An 18,394-nucleotide genomic window follows, 5' to 3' on the forward strand; every position below is an offset into this window, starting at 1 on the left:
AATAAAGGTGCTGGGACTACCTGATGGGAGCGTCAGATAGTCTTCGGCAGAAAAAAATAAAATTTTTTTTGTCCTATACTTGACACATCCACATGTATGCAGGCATACATATTGTTCCAATATGGCGAAAGCTGGAATGAATCCGAAAGCACTCCAATATTTAATGGGACATTCTGATATAGGGGTTACGTTAAATGTATATACGCATCTGGGATTAATTGATGCAAAAGAAGAGATGAATAGGATTGCAAAACTGGCATAGTATGATAAAATAATAGAAAAAAGAATTAAAAATAATCTGATTATAAGGTTCTTAGAAAGCCTGTTTTCCAGGCTGGTTATTACTAAGAAGTTACTAAATTTGGATAAGAAAATATACGAATTTATGCTGTGATATACAGGAAAATGACAGGATTGAAGATTATCGGAAATGCCTGTAAACAGCGTAAATACAGCATTTCAAGGAGTTTTAAGCAATGATAAGTGTGCTATTTGTCTGCCACGGCAATATCTGCAGATCAACCATGGCCGAGAGTGTTTTTACGCACAAGGTAAAAATGCTCGGCCTTTCAGATCAGTTTTTGATCGACAGTTTTGCAACAAGTACAGAGGAGATTGGGAATCCACCTCACAGAGGAACAGTGAACAAGCTGAGAGAAGTGGGAATACCACTGGTTCCGCACAGAGCGAAGCAGATTACGTGGGCGGATTATGAGAAATCCGATTATATTATTGGTATGGATTCTGCTAATATGCGTAATCTTAACAGGATGCTGAAGAATGACCCGGAAGAGAAGCTTTATAAGTTTCTGACTTTTGCCGGATCAGGACGGGATATTGCGGATCCTTGGTATACAGGAAATTTTAACGAAACTTATGAAGATATACAGGAAGGTTGTGAGGGATTTCTGGATTATCTGGAGAAACATGGAGAAATCCATTAGTGATATTTCGGAATGAGACACAAATCTGAAACAATACAAAAGGTATGACAGCAAAAGGCAGCGGAAGTTGCTTTTTCTGTCGATGAAAACTTCTTTACAAATCTGAAAACTTCTATTATACTTGTCCATACAGCAAGCAACTCAAATTCAGCAGAGAAATCTGCTCTCTGCAATTCTACAGTGGAAGTTCTTTCCACAGAAATATCTAATCATGTTATCAGATCAGAATCATTTTGTGTGTCGTTGTGAGAGCGCACAGGATTTTGTCAGGACATTCGTCCGCTTTGTTTCACAGAAAGGAAATTAAATATGGAAAAAAGTTATAAAACTTTTGTCACGGACCTGAGAAAGCTCCTTCTTGCGGCTATGGATCTGAAGGAAGAAGAAATTTATTTTTCAAACGATGGAGAAAAATATGGCTGTTTGGGAGATAGGCTATTTGTAGAGAGTGGTCATATGGAAAAGGCAAAAACAGTTTGCGGGTTGCATACAGAAGAACTTTATAAAAGGTACTGTCAGGAACATTCTTTTGAAAATATCGTTCATGATTGTGTTGGGGAGATAAAGAAAGTCAGTGAAAATTGTGTGCTATGTGATTTGGATGATCTGAAAGATTATGAGAAGGTAAAAAGCAGACTTTTTATTCGACTTCTGAATGCAGATAAAAACAGGACTATACTGAAGGAGTTGGTTCATCACAAAATCGGAGATATTGCTTTAGTGGTTTATTATCTTGCAGGAGAAAAAGAAGGATATGTTCTGAGTGCAAAGATCAAGAAAAGCTTTGTGGAGAAATGGGGAAAAGATGCGGATACTGTTTTCGAAGCTGCTCTAATAAATACATATTTTATCAGTCCACCAAGAATCTATCATTGGGAAAAAATGCTGTTTGATAAGACATATGAAGGAGATAATTTCATGGATATCCTTGGAACATACCATCCAAATAAAGGGATTGCCGGGAATTGCCTGAGTACAGAAAAGCGTACTAATGGAGCGGCAGCAATCTTTTTGCCCGGGGTAGCCAGACGTCTTTCTGAACTTCTGGGGTCAGACCTGTATCTGGTTTTTACCAGTGTTCATGAAGTAATGGTCCATAATGCGGATGTGGTTTATCCGGAAGATTTGAAAGAAGTTCTAAGTGATACGCTCGAGAAAGCAACTCCGGAAGAGGATTATCTGACATCTTCCATTTATCGATACAGCAGAAGGAGTGGTGAATTCTCTGTGGAATTGAAATGAGCTAAAGAGAGGTGACATATGGAAGTGCTTTGAGTTTATCGTTATTTGGGCATTAGAACAGAAATTAAGGCCGGAATCCATCATAAAGAATGAAATTCCGGCCAGGTTCTTTCCATGTGTTATGCTGTTTGTCTAACTATTATAAGAGTTCTTTTTTTGTGGTTTAGCTGAGAAGTGCGGAATCGTTGGAAAATTCTTCACCGCTGGCTTCTTCGAATTTGTCCAGGAGATCTTTGACTGTAAGCTTTTTCTTTTCTTCGCCCTGGATATCCAGAATGATCTTTCCCTCCCACATCATGATCAGACGATTGCCGTGAGTGATTGCATCACGCATGTTATGGGTGATCATCATGGTTGTCAGATGATCGCGGTTTACGATCATGTCTGTGATCTCGAGAACCTTGGCTGCAGTCTTCGGATCAAGAGCAGCAGTGTGCTCATCCAGAAGAAGAAGCTGAGGCTTCTTTAAAGTTGCCATCAGAAGTGTCAATGCCTGACGCTGGCCACCGGAGAGGAGTCCGACTTTGGAAGTGAGCCGGTCCTCAAGACCAAGACCGAGAATCTTCAGGAGTTCGTGGTATTCTTCCCGTTCCTGGCGGGTAATGCCCGGACGGAGAAGGCGGGATTTTCCGCGGCGTTTGGCAAGAGCGAGATTTTCTTCAATTCCCATAGTTGCAGCAGTTCCGGTCATAGGATCCTGGAATACACGGCCAAGATACGCGGCTCTTTTATATTCGGAAAGTTTTGTGACATCGGTTCCACCGATAATGATCTTTCCGGAATCTACAGGCCAGGCACCTGCAACTGCATTCAGCATAGTGGATTTTCCGGCGCCGTTTCCTCCGATGACTGTAACAAAATCACCTTCGTTCAGATGAAGATCCACGCCGTTTAAAGCAACCTTTTCATTGATAGTGCCCGGATTAAATGTTTTATGTATATCGATCAGTTTCAGCATGATCATTTACCTCCCTGTTTGGCTTTTGTAAAGTATTTGCCCTTCCAGTATGGGAAAGCAAGGAACAATGCAACGACGAGTGCGGAAAGCATTTTCAGAAGGTCTGTATCAATTCCCATCCAGATAACAATCTGAAGTACCAGATAATAAAGAATAGAACCAAATACAACGCTTAACAGCTTCAGTGCAAAGTTGCGGAAAATACGGCTGAAGATCGCTTCACCGATAATTACTGCAGCAAGACCGATAACGATGGAACCACGTCCCATGTTGATATCTGCAAATCCCTGGTACTGTGTGAGAAGAGCGCCGGAAAGAGCAACAAGTCCGTTGGAAAGCATCAGTCCCAGAACCTTATTGCGGTCTGTGTTGATACCCTGTGCACGGGACATGCTTGGATTACATCCGGTCGCACGCAGGGAACATCCGAGTTCAGTTCCGAAGAACCAGTAAAGGACTGCAATCAGAATGATGATCATAATTGCTACGATAAAAAGCGTATTCTGTGTCAGAGCAACACCCTTGACACGTCGAAGGGATACCAGAAGATTAAATTTATCAACATTGATCGCCTGGTTTGCTTTTCCCATGATCTTCAGGTTGACAGAGTAAAGGGAAAGCTGTGTCAGGATTCCGGCAAGGATAGCCGGGATGCCCATAAAGGTATGAAAAATACCAGTGGCAAGACCGGCCAGAAGTCCGGCTCCTGTTGCAGCCAGCATGGACACCCATACATTGTGTCCGCTAAGCATCATCATGATACAAACAGCGCCGCCTGTACATAAAGTTCCGTCAACGGTAAGATCCGCAATATCAAGAATGCGGAATGTAATGTACACACCGATCGCCATGATTCCCCAGATAAGCCCCTGTGCGGCAGCTCCTGGAAGTGCGGTTATTAAACTCATAATCTGCATGTTAAATTATCCTCCTCTTTTTTATGCACGAACAGCGAGAAGGGGAACTCCCTTCTCGCTGTATCAGTGTATAATAGGTTTTTTACCGATTATTCAGCTGTTTTATCTGTTTCGATTGCTTCATATCCATCCGGAATTTTAATACCAAGCTCGTCACAGATGTCTTTGTTGTATTCTTTTGTGAATTTTGGTGCATATTCAATCGGCATTTTGGAGATATCTTCGCCATCCTGAAGGATGCTGACTGCCATTTCGCCGGTTTTGTATCCAAGATCATAGTAGCTGATGGAAAGTGTTGCAACACCACATGCCTGGCAGATACCTTCTTCACCAGCGATTACCGGAACCTTTGCCGGAAGACAGATGTTGTTGATGATCTCAGTATTGGATGCTACAGTATTATCTGTAGGTGCATAGATCACATCACTGTCATTGGCAGCTGTGGTAACAACGGATGAAAGATCGTTGGAATCAGAGAATGCATAATCTTCACAGGTATAACCAAGCTTCTCAAGAGCATCTTTTACTGTATCTACCTGATACTGGGAGTTTGGCTCTGCTGAGCAGTAGAGAAGTCCGACATTTTTTGCATCCGGGAAAAGCTCATGGAGCATATCGGCCTGCTCATCAAGAGGAGCAAGATCAGAAGTACCGGAAATGTTCCCGCCTACTGTTCCGTCAAAGTCATCGATTCCGAGAGCGACACCATATTCGGTAACGGCTGTTCCAAGGATCGGGATATCGGAAGTTCCGGCAGCTGCAGCCTGAAGAGATGCGGTTGCGTTTGCAAGGATCAGGTCTGCCCCTTCTGAAACAAAGCTGTTGATAATGGTAGAACAGGTATTAGAATCACCCTGTGCATTTTGCTCGTCAAATTTTACGGAATCACCCATCTTTTCAGTGATGGCATCCTCAAAACCCTTAGTTGCGGCATCCAGTGCGTCATGCTGGACCAGCTGGCAGATACCTATTGTGTAAGTCTTTTCTTCTTTGGCGCTTACTGTGGCAGCACAGGTTCCTGTTACAAGAGCTGCTGCGAGTACAGCTGTTAAAATACGCTTTTTCATATTGTTTTCCTCCTCACGATGTTGCTGCATTTTTGGATTATTTAAAAATACAACACTGATTGTGTTAATATAACACTTTAACGCTTAAAAGTCAAGAAGAATTAACGTGAAAATATGTTGAATAAACAGATCCGGAAAACAAAATAAAGCATGAAATGAAATGCAGGCACAGGAAAAAACATACAGTCATATCATATTGTGAATGAAATTCTCAAGGAGAAAGAACATGGCATATAAAATCGTTCTGGATGCCGGACATGGTGGAGAAGATCCGGGTGCTGTTTATAAAGATCGCAAGGAAAAGGATGACAATCTGAAACTGACCCTTGCAGTAGGAAAGATCCTGGAAGAGAATGGCGTGGATGTGGTTTATACCAGGACTACAGATATTTATCAGACTCCTTTTGAAAAAGCGAAAGCTGCAAATGAAGATGGAGCAGATTTTTTTATTTCTTTTCATCGCAACAGCAGTTCCAAGCCGGAACAATACAATGGAGTTGAAGTACTGATCTATGATAAGAAAGGCATTAAATATCAGATGGCACAGAATATCCTGGGAGCATTGGGAGAACTGGGGTTTCGGGAACTGGGCGTAAAAGAACGTCCGGGGCTGGTAGTGCTCCGGCGCACAAAAATGCCGGCACTTTTGATCGAGACCGGATTTATAAACTCGGAAAAGGATAATCAGCTTTTTGAAAAAAAATTCGAAGAGATTGCCAGAAGCATCGCAGATGCCATTCTGGGAACATTGAATGAGGAAACGGTGGAAGAGCCATTGTATTATCGGGTACAGACAGGAGCATTTCGAAATCGGGAAAATGCAGACAGGATGTTGTATCAGCTGACAGATCAGGGATTTCCGGCGTTTATCCTGAGAGAGAATGATCTTTACAAAGTTCAGGTAGGAGCATATATGCAGCTTGGAAATGCGGTCAATATGGAACAAAGGCTGAGGGACAGTGGATATAGCACAGTGATCGTTACAAAATAGAAAACAGATGATCTGTTAGTGCATCTGCCACGAAAGAGTGATATGATTAGGCAATACAGAAAGCTGGATAAGGGATACCTGTCAGATAAATATCTTTTGATCCGGGATTTAGCTGCAGATGGTAAAGAAAGGACATAGAAAATAATGTACGAAGAGTTTCTGAAACAGATAGAAGATTTCATGTTTATAGAAGATAAGCCGGAAAAAGCGGATGTGATCTTTGTTCCGGGAAACGGATATCCTCAAATGGCGGAAAAAGCAGCGGAGCTTTACAGGAATGGGTTTGCACCAAAGATCCTGCCCAGTGGAAGATACAGTATCACAGCAGGGAGATTTACAGGAGTTCTTGACAAGAAAGAATGTTATTGTGGGACATACAAAACGGAATGGGATTTTTTGAAAGATGTTCTGATGCAGAATGGTGTACCGGAAGAAGCGATTCTGAAAGAAGATCAGGCAACCTACACTTATGAGAACGCAATTTATTCCCGGCAGGTAACAGACAGAGAATACCTGGATATCAAAAAGGCGATTCTCTGCTGTAAGACCTGTCATGCAAGACGTGCGTTGATGTATTACAAGTTGCTTTATCCGGATACGGAATTCTTTGTGAGTTCGTGTTGTGTGGATTCTATAGATAAAAATACGTGGATTATGACAAATGATGGAATTGATGAGGTAATGGGGGAAATAACTAGAATAATTAAACAATTTTCATTGATGCTCAAAAAAAATTAATTTAGGGGTGTCGTAAAAAAAAGAATTGTGTTATAATGCATTTGACGAAAAAAAGAAATATCTGTTACGAAAGATTAACAAGATATTAATTTTTGGAGAAATATTGGTTCGAGCGCATGTTACATGCGTTCGATATTTTATATAACTGAATTTTTTGACAAAAGGCAAATATGAATCTTAGATTTTGAATATAGAGGTGCAGATTATTATGAAAAAGAACACAAAGATTACATTTAGCAGAAGCTTTTCAATACTGGCAGCAGCGGCATTGTCCATGACACTGATCGGAGGACAGACCTTTCCGGCATATGCGGAGAACTCTTCAGGTATAGAATCCGGTGCTGTGATCCCGGATAATATAACTATTGACAGCCCTACAGCTCTTGCTAACATTGCGCTCCCATCTAATGCGTATGGAACTCTTTCCTGGGCAGATAGTTCTTATGTTCCGGACAAACGTGTGCAATCCTGTGGGGTAGTGTTCAAACCTGCTGCAGGTGCTGACCTTTCAGGCCTTCCGGGGTGGGACAGTAATTCAGGAACACTTACAGGTTCCGTGACAGTTGTGGTCAGCAGCATTGACAGTACAGAGGAAAATTCCGGAAGTGAGGAAAGTTCCGATTCTTCTGATTCAGATTCAGGAGAATCTTATGGAACCGATGATAAAGAGGAAAATGGAACCGACGTCAATGAGAGTGATGCAGATACTTCTGTAAAAGAAACAGAGGACAGCACTGCAGAGAATGAGGAGAAGAACGAAGGTCTGCAGGATGACAGTGCCCAGGAAAATAAAGAAGATCCGGAGACAACAGGAAAAACGGAGCAGTCTTCTTCAGACTCTTCAGATACAACAGATGCAGCAGATGCCAGTGGAGAGGAAAAAAGGGATCCGGAGATAACAGAAGCTCCGGAGGTAACAGTTGCACCATCTGAGGATAATAAAACTCAGGATGGGGAAGAAGCAGAAGCTGTGGAAACTCCTGCTGTAACGATAACTCCGGCGGCAGAAGATGGTATGGATCCTGATGCAGCATCTGAGAATAGAGACGATGAGAATCATGAAAAAAATAACGATGCTGAAATTACCGCGATCCCGGAAATTACGGAGACTCCTGATACTGAAGAAAACAAGGATAATATTTTTGACAGGAAAGATGATACAGAGGATAAACGCCCTCAGAATGCAGCTACCGATCTGACAGAAACAGAAAAAGAGGAAATTGCGTCTCAAAATCATACCTGTGATGGAATAACTGTATCAGGAATCGATCTTCCGTGGTATGTACAGTTTCGTGTTTCTGGTGGTGAGGACTATCAGTTTACCAATGAAGAAGATGCAACAATCTTTAAATCCTATGAGTTTGAACTTTGGGATACACAGAATAATACAGAGTATAAAATTCCGGATGGGGAGTATATCAGTGTGACTGTACCTGTAAAGGCCGGCTATACATATTCTATTGAACACCTTCTTGATAATGGCGCAATGGAGACCATCATTCCAAGCATGGATGGTGCCACAATGACTTTCAGTACACATTCATTCAGCCCATTTGGCATCGCTGGAAGTAAATCTCTGGTAGGGCCAGATGCTGAAAGCAATACCGGTGCAACGGTTACACCTGCAGCTGATGCTTCATCTTCGGATACTGCATCTTCAGGTACTGCAGATTCTGCAGAAACAGACAGTACAGACACCAATACGGCAGAGACATCTCAGAATCTGACTTCAGATAGCACAGATCAGGAACAGTCTTCTTCTCAGAACAGTGATACGGCGGAGAATGAGGCTGAAGAACAGTCTTCTGCAACAACATCTAAGAAACAGGTAAATACCGGAGATAACACTCAGATCCTTCCGTTTGTGATCTTGTTTGTGGCAGCGGCAGTTGTAGCTGGTGTAGCAGTGTTTTTTAAGAAAAGAAAGAAGTAATGAATACGAATAAGAGAAAAAGCTCTCCCATATAATGACTGTGGGAGGGCTTTTTTATGAAGGGAAAAGCAATATTACGATCATTGCTGCTAGCCTATGGAGTGACAGGACTTTTTCTTCTGATACTGGCGTTTCTGCTCTTTCAGTTTGAATTTGGAGGAGGAACGGCGGCGGTGGGGATTATTATTATTTATGTAGTATCCTGCCTGGTCGGAGGTTTTATGGCGGGAAAGATCATACGGAAAGACCGATATATATGGGGGATCGTTACCGGGCTTTCCTATTATGTTCTGCTGCTTCTGGTATCTTTTCTGGCACAGGGGAAATGGGATATGACCTTTGCCCATGCGTTGACTACTTTTTTCATGTGTCTTGGTGGCGGAGCCATTGGTGGGATGCTGTCGTAAAAGCTTACAAAAAAATGCTTTGAAAATCGATGATTTTATGCTATACTAGGCGAAGAATAGAATACATAAAGGAGGATATATCATGGAACATATCAAGACATTAAATACAAAGAACCTTCAGAACACGGTTAAGAAGGGTGGATGTGGCGAATGTCAGACATCCTGTCAGTCTGCTTGCAAGACTTCCTGTACAGTAGGAAACCAGAGCTGCGAGCACAAATAAGAAGCAGCCGTTGAATGAGTGGAAAGCAGCGGGAGATCCGCTGCTTCACTTGTTTTATCTGAAAGTAACAGGTATCCAGCAAAACGCGCCGGAGGGCGCGTTTTGTCGGGTTATAAAAGAATTTTAGAAAGGATTGCGGGAAGATGAGTCTGATTCACCGTTATCAAAGTAATGGATATAATATTGTGCTGGATATCAACAGCGGCTGTATCCACCTAGTAGATGAAGTAACCTATGAGGTGCTGCCGTATCTTGAAGAAGGCATGGAAGCGGCTGCCATTGCTGAGAAGCTTGGCGACCGTTTTAAGAAAGAGGATGTGGAAACCTCTGTAACTGAATGTAAGAAGCTTCAGGAACAGGGAATGCTTTTTACAAAAGATATTTATGAGAATATCATTGATGAATTTACCAAAAACCGCCAGACCGTTGTAAAGGCTCTTTGCCTTCATATTGCTCATGACTGTAATCTGGCATGCAGATATTGTTTTGCAGAAGAAGGAGAGTATCACGGAAGACGTGCGCTGATGTCTTTTGAGGTAGGAAAAAAAGCGTTGGATTTCCTGATCGCTAATTCCGGCTCCAGAAAGAATCTGGAAGTGGATTTCTTTGGCGGCGAGCCTCTTATGAACTGGCAGGTTGTAAAGGATCTTGTGAAATACGGAAGAGAACAGGAGAAACTTCATAACAAAAAATTCCGCTTCACGCTGACAACCAACGGCGTTCTTTTAAATGATGAGGTGATGGAATTCTGCAATAAGGAAATGGGAAATGTTGTCTTAAGCGTGGACGGTAGAAAAGAAGTTCATGACTACATGCGCCCGTTCCGTAAGGGTGCAGGAAGCTATGATCTGATCATGCCGAAATTTGAGAAATTTGCGGAATCCAGAAATCAGGACAAGTATTATGTAAGAGGAACCTTTACTCATCATAATCTTGATTTCTCTCAGGATGTTCTGCATCTGGCAGATCTTGGCTTCAAGCAGATTTCTGTTGAGCCGGTCGTGGCAGCAGATACAGAAGAGTATGCGATCCGTGAGGAGGATATCCCACAGATCCTGGAACAGTATGATATTCTTGCAAAAGAAATGATCAAAAGAGAAAAAGAGGGAAAAGGATTCAACTTCTTCCACTTTATGATAGACCTTACCGGTGGTCCGTGTGTATACAAACGACTTTCCGGATGCGGCTCAGGAACCGAGTACCTGGCTGTTACTCCGTGGGGAGATTTTTATCCATGTCACCAGTTTGTGGGTGAGGAACAGTACCTTATGGGTAATGTAGACGAGGGAATCACAAAGCCTGAAATCGTAAAAGACTTTGGAAGATGTAACGTCTATACGAAACCGGACTGTAAAGACTGTTTTGCCAGATTCTACTGCAGCGGCGGCTGTGCGGCAAATGGTTACCATTTCGGCGGAGATATCCGGGGGAATTATAAGATCGGATGCGAACTCCAGAGGAAGCGTGTGGAGTGCGCTATCATGATAAAAGCCGCTTTGGCGGAATAAGAGAGGAAAAAGAAAATGAAGAAAAGTAGAGGAATTGCAGTGCTGCTTCTGACAGCAATTGTCACAGTATTCTTCTGCTATGTGGCTGCGGTAGGCATTGGTCCTACAGGAACAGGTTCGGCTAAGAATATCAACACCGGACTTGATCTTGCCGGCGGTGTCAGCATCACATACCAGGCTAAGGACAGTAATCCGAGCAAGGAAGACATGTCCGATACTGTTTACAAGATGCAGCAGCGTGTTTCTCAGTACAGTACTGAGGCACAGGCATATCAGGAAGGTTCCAACCGTATCACCATTGAGATTCCAGGAGTATCAGATGCAAATGCGATCCTGGAAGAACTTGGAAAGCCAGGTTCTCTGTATTTTATCGATCAGACAGATGCAGACGGAAACCAGAATTTTACAACAGGAAACAGTGAGAGTGGATATGTTCTTGCAAGAAGTATTGAGGATATCCAGAAAGCCGGATCTGTTGTACTGGAAGGTACAGACGTTGCAGACGCTGAGGGAGGTGCTTATCAGGATTCATCCACAAGCTCCCAGAAATATGCAGTCAGTCTGACTCTTACAAAGAATGGAAAAACCAAATTTGCGGAAGCTACCAAGGCAAATGTTGGAAAGCAGATCGCAATCGTATATGACGATCAGGTTTTAAGCGCTCCGAATGTAAATGAGGAGATTTCCGGCGGAAAAGCTCAGATCACCGGAATGGCAAGTACAGAAGAGGCACAGAATCTTGCTTCTTACATAAGAATCGGTTCCTTAAGTCTTGAGCTTACCGAGCTTCGTTCCAGCGTAGTTGCTGCACAGCTTGGTGAAGAAGCCATCGCAACAAGTGTAAAAGCCGGAGCGATCGGTCTTGTGATCGTTATGCTGATCATGATCATCGCATACCGTATCCCAGGTCTGGTTGCATCTGTTGCACTGGTTCTTTATACAACCTTAATGCTGATCACGCTGAATGCCTTTGATATCACCCTTACGCTTCCGGGTATTGCAGGTATCATCCTGGGCATTGGTATGGCAGTGGATGCCAATGTTATTATCTACGCCAGAATCCGTGAGGAGATCGCGGCAGGCCTTTCTGTCCATGCAGCGATCAAAAGTGGATTCGGCAAAGCGTTTTCCGCTATTTTTGATGGAAACATCACAACACTGATCGCGGCTTGTGTGCTGATGTGGCTTGGCTCCGGTTCTGTTAAGGGGTTTGCCTACACGCTGGCAATGGGTATCGTGATCTCCATGTTTACAGCACTGGTTATATCCAGACTTGTTATTAATGCGGTATACGCAATTGGTGTTCGTGACCCGAAATTCTATGGCATTGCCAAGGAACGTAAGGTTGTGGATTTCGTTGGAAAGAGAAAAATCTTCTTTGCTGTTTCCATTATCCTGATCCTTTGCGGACCTGTAGGAATGCTGGTCCACAGTAATGTGATCGGTGACAAAGCCATGAATTACAGTCTGGAGTTTTCCGGCGGTACTTCTACCAATGTAACCTTCAATAAAGAGATGGATATCAAGGAGATCGATTCCGAGGTAACACCGGTTGTTGAGGCAGTGACAGGTGATAAGAATGTACAGCCGACCAAGGTGCAGGGAACCAATCAGGTAGTGATCAAAACACGTTCTTTGGATCTTAAGGAACGAGAAGCACTGAATAAGGCATTGGAGGAAAATTTTGATGTAGATACAAGTCTGATCACATCGGAGAATATTTCCGCTACTGTCAGCAATGAGATGAGAAGAGACGCTATCGTAGCGGTTATCGTAGCTGCGATCTTCATGCTTCTTTACATCTGGTTCCGTTTCAAGGATATCCGCTTTGCAAGCAGTGCAGTACTTGCACTTCTTCATGATGTCCTGGTCGTACTTGCGTTTTATGTTATTTCTAGAACATCTGTGGGAAATACATTTATTGCGTGTATGCTGACGATCGTAGGTTATTCCATCAATGCTACTATTGTCATCTTCGACCGTATCCGTGAGAATATGAGAGGCAGAAAGAAAGTTGAGGATGAGAAACTAAAAGAGATCGTAAATACCAGTGTTACAGAAACTCTGACACGAAGCATTTACACATCCCTAACAACATTTGTAATGGTTGCAATTCTTTATGTAATGGGTGTTTCCTCAATTAAAGAATTTGCAGCACCGCTGATGGTAGGTATCGTCGGTGGAGCATATTCTTCTGTATGCATCACTGGTGCTCTGTGGTACACCATGAAAACATTCAGAAAAAATCGTGTTGCAGCACCGGCAGCTGTAGCAGCTTCCGCAAAGATTTCTTCCGAGAAATCTGAGAAAAAGGTAAAACAGCCATCCGGACAGCAGACAGCTCAGCAGCAGCCGAAGAAGAAAAACCGTAAAAGAGTTGCCGAGCGCCTTGCAGCGCAGGAGGCAGCAAAGCAGCAGAATGATGAGGAGAAATCTGAATAAAATTGCTGAATAACAGAAACGTTCCGTACCGGGAAAGAATATTTCCTGGCGGAACGTTTTTTTTGTGTGGCATAAAAAACTTGCAGCTATGCAGGAGTATGAGTTACAATACGGTTATTGTGTTGCTTTGAAGAAAGAAAGCGGCAAAGCATCAAGGAGGAAACAACATGGAACGATGGGTTGTTGCTGCAAAACGGGCGGATTTTGCGGCAATTGGAAAAGAGTTCGGAATTGATCCGGTGATCGCCAGACTAATCCGAAACCGGGATGTACAGGACAGGGATGAAATTCGCAGATATCTTTATGGAAAGGTGGACGAACTGGCTTCTCCGCATTTGATGAAAGATGTGGATAAGGCAGTGGAGATCCTGCGGAATAAAATAAAGGAAAAAAAACGCATCCGTATTATAGGCGATTATGACATTGATGGGGTAGTATCGACCTTCATTCTGATCAAAGGACTGAAGCGTGCAGGAGCTCTGGCAGATACATATATTCCGGACCGTGTGGCGGACGGATATGGAATCCATGAGCACCTGATCGAAAGAGCAGTGAATGATGGGATTGACGTAATTGTTACCTGTGATAATGGAATTGCGGCGTACAATGAAATCACTATGGCTAAAGAGAAGGGAATGACGGTGATAATAACCGATCATCATGAAATTCCCTATAAAGAAACGGAAGATGGAAGAGAACTGATCCTTCCGCCGGCTGATGCCATTGTAAATCCAAAACAGCCGGACTGTAATTATCCGGAGAAAAGATTGTGCGGAGCAGTTGTTGCGTTGAAGCTGGTGACAGCTCTCTATGAGGCATGCGGGATTCCGGAAAAAGAGCTGGAAGATTTTCTGGAATTAGGAGCCATTGCCACGGTGGGAGACGTGATGGATCTTCAGGGTGAAAACCGCATCCTTGTAAAGGAAGGACTGAAACGACTTTCCCACACTTCTAACAAAGGTCTCCGTGAACTGATCCGTTCCAATGGCCTGGAGGAGGGGCCGATCACTGCCTATCATGTGGGGTTTGTGCTGGGACCATGTATCAATGCCAGTGGAAGACTGGATACCGCTGCACGTTCCCTGAAACTGCTCTGTGCGGAGACGGAAGATGAAGCAGCAAAACTTGCCGGTGATCTGACTGCGTTGAATCAAAGCAGAAAAGCTCTCACGGAAGATGGAAAGGAAGCAGCGATCCGTATTGTGGAAGAGACAGAAATCGGACAGGACAGGGTTCTTGTGATCTATTTACCGGACTGTCACGAAAGTCTGGCCGGAATTATTGCGGGACGTATCCGGGAAAAGTACAATAAACCGGTCTTTGTTCTGACAAAAGGTGAAACCATGGTGAAAGGCAGCGGACGTTCCATAGAAAGCTATTCCATGTTTGAGGAACTGGTAAAATGCGGAGATCTAATGGAACAGTATGGCGGTCATCCTATGGCGGCAGGATTATCCATTAAAGAAGAAAATGTGGAAGAGTTCCGCAGACGGTTAAATGAAAACTGTACTCTGACAGAAAAGGATCTGGCTCCAAAGATTCTGATCGATGTGCCAATGCCGGTTTCCTATATAAATAAGGAACTTGTGGAAGAGATATCCCTGCTGGAGCCTTTTGGAAAGGGAAATACCAAACCGATTTTTGCACAGAAGGGACTTCGGGTTTTAAGCAGCCGTATTCTTGGCAAAAATAGGAATGTGGCAAAGCTTCAGCTGTCAGACAGTACCGGCTGTGTAGTGGAAGCAGTATATTTTGGAGAAGCAGATGAATTTGTTGATAGAATAAAAAACTGTGGAAGTATTGCGGTCACATATTATCCTGAGATCAACCGTTATCAGGGAAGAGAGACCTTACAGATCGTAATCCGAAATTATATTACAGAATAACAGGAGAAGGTATCACTAAAATGCAGATCCTGACAGCGAGTAATTGACTGTAAAACAGGAAAGAAGGCTCTGTACTGGGCAATATGCAGTCCAGGGCCTGTCGTAATTCCGCGAGTTCTGTCGGGTTGCACATTGATTCCCTACAGAAAAAGTGCTATACTATCTAACATCTGATTGACAAATTAAACCATTGGAGGTTATTATGAAAAAAATAGAAGAATATGTAAGAAGTATCCCGGACTTTCCAGAGCCAGGGATTATTTTCCGTGACGTTACCAGCGTCCTTCAGGATGCGGATGGATTACAGCTTGCCATTGATTCTATGCAGGATTGTCTGGAGGGTGAGGAGTTCGATGTGATCACAGGTCTTGAATCCAGAGGCTTTATCTTTGGTATGCCGATCGCATATAATCTTCACAAACCCTTTGTTCTGGTCCGCAAAGCAGGAAAACTTCCATGTGAGACCGTTTCCAGAACCTATGATCTGGAGTATGGAAGTGCAACTATCGAGATGCATAAGGATTCCATCAAGCCGGGACAGAAGGTTGTTATTGTGGATGACCTGATCGCTACGGGCGGAAGCGTGGAAGCAGCCATCAAGCTTGTGGAGGAGCTTGGCGGCGAGGTTGTCAAGGTGGTTTTCCTTATGGAGCTTGCAGGTCTGAAGGGACGTGAGCGTCTCAAAGGTTATAATGTGGCATCTGTGATCTGTTACGACGGAAAATGATTTTTTGTCGGTGGAAGGGGATGTGAACTGTTGTAGTCATACGGCAGTATGAAATTGTGCACAGGCAGGTGGGATTTAATGGCAGAGACAAAAAATACGGAAAAACAAAACATTGAGATACAGAAGGAAGAAGAAAAAAGAGAGTCCGTCCGGAAGGCAGATGCGGCGGTGAAATCCATGCATGATTTTACAAGCCCTGAGGTTCTTTATCAGGAGCTGATAAAAAGTGTGAAGAAATATCATCCGTCTACAGATATTTCCATGATTGAAAAGGCCTATAAAGTGGCCAGTGAGGCACATAAGGATCAGAAACGTAAATCCGGTGAACCTTATATCATTCATCCTCTCTGTGTTGCAATCATCCTTGCGGATCTTGAGCTGGATAAGGAGACCATAGTGGCAGGTCTTCTTCATGATGCGGTAGAAGATACTTGGATGACGTATGAAGAAGTAGAAAAGGAATTTGGTTCTGAAGTAGCGCTTCTGGTAGATGGTGTTACCAAGCTGGGACAGCTGTCCTATTCCAAGGACAAGGTAGAGGTTCAGGCTGAGAATTTAAGAAAGATGTTCCTTGCAATGGCTAAGGATATCCGCGTTATCCTGATCAAGCTTGCGGACCGTCTTCATAATATGCGTACCCTGCAGTATATGAGACCAGAGAAACAGCAGGAGAAAGCAAGAGAAACCATGGATATCTATGCTCCCATCGCGATGCGGCTTGGTATTTCCAAGATCAAGGTGGAACTGGATGATCTTTCTCTTAAGTATCTGAAGCCGGATGTTTACTATGATCTGGTAGAAAAGGTTGCTCTTCGCAAAAGCGCCCGTGAGGAATTTGTTAATTCTATCGTGAAACAGGTAAAGCAGCATATGGAGGATGCCAATATCAGGGCACAGGTGGATGGCCGCGTGAAGCATTTCTTCAGCATCTATAAGAAGATGGTCAATCAGGATAAAACCATTGATCAGATTTATGACCTGTTTGCCGTACGTATCATTGTAGATACTGTGAAGGACTGTTATGCAGCTCTTGGTGTTATCCATGAGATGTATAAGCCGATCCCCGGCAGATTTAAAGATTATATCGCAATGCCGAAGGCCAATATGTATCAGTCTCTGCATACAACACTGATCGGCCCTAACGGACAGCCTTTCGAAATCCAGATCCGTACATTTGAAATGCATAAAACCGCAGAATACGGTATTGCAGCTCATTGGAAATATAAGGAAACTTCCGATGGTAAGAAACCTGGAAAGAGTGAGGAAGAGAAGCTGAACTGGCTGCGCCAGATCCTGGAGTGGCAGCGCGACATGTCCGATAACCGGGAGTTCATGAGTCTTCTGAAAAATGATCTGGATCTTTTTGCGGACAGTGTTTACTGTTTCACTCCCCAGGGAGATGTAAAAACACTTCCCAATGGTTCTACACCTATTGATTTTGCATACAGCGTGCACAGTGCAGTAGGAAACAAGATGGTAGGTGCCAGGGTCAATGGCAAACTTGTTCCTATTGAATATAAGATCAAAAACGGTGATCGTATTGAGATCATAACATCCCAGAATTCTCAGGGCCCCAGCCGTGACTGGCTGAAGATCGTAAAGAGCACACAGGCTAAGAATAAGATCAACCAGTGGTTTAAGAAAGAACTGAAGGAAGATAATATCCTGAAGGGTAAGGACATGCTGAATCAGTATGCCAAGACCAAGGGCTTTAAACCAGGCATATATACCAAGCCACAGTATATGGAATCGGTAATGCATAAATATGGTTTCCGAGACTGGGATTCTGTATTGGCAGCGATCGGACATGGCGGCCTGAAAGAAGGTCAGGTGTTTAACAAGCTGGTAGAAGCCTATGAGAGGGAGCATAAGAAGAATCTTACAGATGAACAGGTCCTGGAGGCAGCTTCCGAATCACAGGAGAAGCTTCACATTGCCAAGAGTAAGAGTGGCATTGTAGTAAAAGGCATTCATGATGTGGCAGTTCGTTTTTCCAAATGCTGTAGTCCGATCCCGGGAGATGAGATCGTAGGCTTTGTAACAAGAGGAAGAGGGATCACCATTCATCGTACAGACTGTGTGAATGTGCTCAACATGCCTGAGATTGACCGGAAACGTCTCATTGAAGCAGAGTGGCAGATGCCGGACAGAGCGGATTCCGAGAAATACGAAGCGGAGATCCAGGTTTATGCAAATAACCGTACCGGACTTCTGGTGGATATTTCCAAGATCTTTACAGAGAGGAAGATCGATCTTCGTTCCATTAACAGCCGTACCAACAAGCAGGAACGCGCCACGATTTCCATGTCCTTTAATGTATGCAGCAAACAGGAACTGAATTCTCTGATCGAAAAGATCCGTCAGGTTGAAAGTGTTCTTGATGTAGAGCGAACAACGGGCTGACCCGATAA

The 18,394-nt window shown here is 43.4% G+C and carries 16 protein-coding genes; 13 read left to right on the forward strand and 3 right to left on the reverse strand.

Annotated elements, in window-relative coordinates:
- The first annotated feature begins 79 nt into the window (after nt 1-79).
- From BLP57_RS01535 to BLP57_RS01545, 3 genes are all read left to right on the forward strand, one after another.
- On the forward strand, nt 80-262 hold the full coding sequence (locus tag BLP57_RS01535; protein ID WP_226845253.1) for a tyrosine-type recombinase/integrase: 183 nt from the start codon (nt 80-82) through the stop codon (nt 260-262).
- A gap of 214 nt (nt 263-476) precedes the next feature.
- Complete coding sequence (locus BLP57_RS01540) at nt 477-944, forward strand: low molecular weight protein-tyrosine-phosphatase (protein ID WP_092068834.1); 468 nt, start codon at nt 477-479, stop codon at nt 942-944.
- A 309-nt stretch (nt 945-1,253) separates the two neighbouring features.
- Nucleotides 1,254-2,186, forward strand: coding sequence for a DUF5688 family protein (locus BLP57_RS01545; protein ID WP_092068837.1), 933 nt, complete (start codon nt 1,254-1,256; stop codon nt 2,184-2,186).
- Between the two features lie 163 nt (nt 2,187-2,349).
- On the opposite strand, the gene BLP57_RS01550 is transcribed toward BLP57_RS01545, so the two are convergent.
- The 3 genes from BLP57_RS01550 to BLP57_RS01560 form a co-directional block, all read right to left on the reverse strand.
- Nucleotides 2,350-3,144 carry an ABC transporter ATP-binding protein gene (locus BLP57_RS01550; RefSeq protein WP_021977269.1) on the reverse strand — a complete coding sequence of 265 codons (795 nt, stop codon included), beginning with the start codon at nt 3,142-3,144 and terminating at the stop codon, nt 2,350-2,352.
- 2 nt (nt 3,145-3,146) lie between these two features.
- Nucleotides 3,147-4,061: an ABC transporter permease gene (locus tag BLP57_RS01555; RefSeq protein WP_092068840.1), complete on the reverse strand. Its 915-nt coding sequence runs from the start codon at nt 4,059-4,061 to the stop codon at nt 3,147-3,149.
- Nucleotides 4,062-4,150: 89 nt separating this feature from the next.
- Nucleotides 4,151-5,128 carry an ABC transporter substrate-binding protein gene (locus BLP57_RS01560; protein WP_022427132.1) on the reverse strand — a complete coding sequence of 326 codons (978 nt, stop codon included), beginning with the start codon at nt 5,126-5,128 and terminating at the stop codon, nt 4,151-4,153.
- A 226-nt stretch (nt 5,129-5,354) separates the two neighbouring features.
- On the opposite strand from BLP57_RS01560, the gene BLP57_RS01565 reads away from it, so the two are divergent.
- From BLP57_RS01565 to BLP57_RS01610, 10 genes are all read left to right on the forward strand, one after another.
- Nucleotides 5,355-6,119, forward strand: coding sequence for an N-acetylmuramoyl-L-alanine amidase (locus tag BLP57_RS01565; protein WP_092068843.1), 765 nt, complete (start codon nt 5,355-5,357; stop codon nt 6,117-6,119).
- Between the two features lie 144 nt (nt 6,120-6,263).
- Nucleotides 6,264-6,857: a YdcF family protein gene (locus BLP57_RS01570; RefSeq protein ID WP_021650371.1), complete on the forward strand. Its 594-nt coding sequence runs from the start codon at nt 6,264-6,266 to the stop codon at nt 6,855-6,857.
- 208 nt (nt 6,858-7,065) lie between these two features.
- Nucleotides 7,066-8,790 (forward strand): hypothetical protein, encoded by a 1,725-nt coding sequence (locus tag BLP57_RS01575; protein ID WP_092068846.1) that lies wholly within the window; start codon nt 7,066-7,068, stop codon nt 8,788-8,790.
- 56 nt (nt 8,791-8,846) lie between these two features.
- The gene (locus BLP57_RS01580) at nt 8,847-9,197 is read left to right on the forward strand and encodes a TIGR04086 family membrane protein (RefSeq protein WP_021650373.1); all 351 of its coding nucleotides are present in this window, start codon (nt 8,847-8,849) and stop codon (nt 9,195-9,197) included.
- Nucleotides 9,198-9,279: 82 nt separating this feature from the next.
- Entirely contained in the window at nt 9,280-9,420 is a 141-nt protein-coding gene (gene scfA / locus BLP57_RS01585) for a six-cysteine ranthipeptide SCIFF (protein ID WP_015524633.1), read from the forward strand.
- Nucleotides 9,421-9,563: 143 nt separating this feature from the next.
- A complete protein-coding gene (scfB, locus tag BLP57_RS01590) occupies nt 9,564-10,928 on the forward strand; it encodes a thioether cross-link-forming SCIFF peptide maturase (RefSeq protein WP_129975275.1) in 1,365 nt (454 codons plus the stop codon).
- A 15-nt stretch (nt 10,929-10,943) separates the two neighbouring features.
- Entirely contained in the window at nt 10,944-13,370 is a 2,427-nt protein-coding gene (gene secD / locus BLP57_RS01595; protein WP_092068849.1) for a protein translocase subunit SecD, read from the forward strand.
- Nucleotides 13,371-13,537: 167 nt separating this feature from the next.
- Entirely contained in the window at nt 13,538-15,256 is a 1,719-nt protein-coding gene (gene recJ, locus BLP57_RS01600) for a single-stranded-DNA-specific exonuclease RecJ (protein WP_022427127.1), read from the forward strand.
- Nucleotides 15,257-15,458: 202 nt separating this feature from the next.
- Entirely contained in the window at nt 15,459-15,983 is a 525-nt protein-coding gene (locus BLP57_RS01605; RefSeq protein WP_092068853.1) for an adenine phosphoribosyltransferase, read from the forward strand.
- 78 nt (nt 15,984-16,061) lie between these two features.
- On the forward strand, nt 16,062-18,386 hold the full coding sequence (locus BLP57_RS01610) for a RelA/SpoT family protein (RefSeq protein WP_015524639.1): 2,325 nt from the start codon (nt 16,062-16,064) through the stop codon (nt 18,384-18,386).
- Nucleotides 18,387-18,394: the final 8 nt, after the last annotated feature.

The sequence above is a fragment of the Blautia sp. SF-50 genome, assembly GCF_900101315.1.
GTDB classification, from domain to species: domain Bacteria; phylum Bacillota; class Clostridia; order Lachnospirales; family Lachnospiraceae; genus Blautia_A; species Blautia_A fusiformis.

Coding starts and splice junctions, on each gene's coding strand:
- BLP57_RS01540 (WP_092068834.1), top strand. CDS start 477: ATGATAAGTGTGCTATTTGTCTGCCACGGCAATATCTGCAGATCAACC.
- BLP57_RS01545 (WP_092068837.1), top strand. CDS start 1,254: ATGGAAAAAAGTTATAAAACTTTTGTCACGGACCTGAGAAAGCTCCTT.
- BLP57_RS01550 (WP_021977269.1), bottom strand. CDS start 3,144: ATGCTGAAACTGATCGATATACATAAAACATTTAATCCGGGCACTATC.
- BLP57_RS01555 (WP_092068840.1), bottom strand. CDS start 4,061: ATGCAGATTATGAGTTTAATAACCGCACTTCCAGGAGCTGCCGCACAG.
- BLP57_RS01560 (WP_022427132.1), bottom strand. CDS start 5,128: ATGAAAAAGCGTATTTTAACAGCTGTACTCGCAGCAGCTCTTGTAACA.
- BLP57_RS01565 (WP_092068843.1), top strand. CDS start 5,355: ATGGCATATAAAATCGTTCTGGATGCCGGACATGGTGGAGAAGATCCG.
- BLP57_RS01570 (WP_021650371.1), top strand. CDS start 6,264: ATGTACGAAGAGTTTCTGAAACAGATAGAAGATTTCATGTTTATAGAA.
- BLP57_RS01575 (WP_092068846.1), top strand. CDS start 7,066: ATGAAAAAGAACACAAAGATTACATTTAGCAGAAGCTTTTCAATACTG.
- BLP57_RS01580 (WP_021650373.1), top strand. CDS start 8,847: ATGAAGGGAAAAGCAATATTACGATCATTGCTGCTAGCCTATGGAGTG.
- scfA (WP_015524633.1), top strand. CDS start 9,280: ATGGAACATATCAAGACATTAAATACAAAGAACCTTCAGAACACGGTT.
- scfB (WP_129975275.1), top strand. CDS start 9,564: ATGAGTCTGATTCACCGTTATCAAAGTAATGGATATAATATTGTGCTG.
- secD (WP_092068849.1), top strand. CDS start 10,944: ATGAAGAAAAGTAGAGGAATTGCAGTGCTGCTTCTGACAGCAATTGTC.
- recJ (WP_022427127.1), top strand. CDS start 13,538: ATGGAACGATGGGTTGTTGCTGCAAAACGGGCGGATTTTGCGGCAATT.
- BLP57_RS01605 (WP_092068853.1), top strand. CDS start 15,459: ATGAAAAAAATAGAAGAATATGTAAGAAGTATCCCGGACTTTCCAGAG.
- BLP57_RS01610 (WP_015524639.1), top strand. CDS start 16,062: ATGGCAGAGACAAAAAATACGGAAAAACAAAACATTGAGATACAGAAG.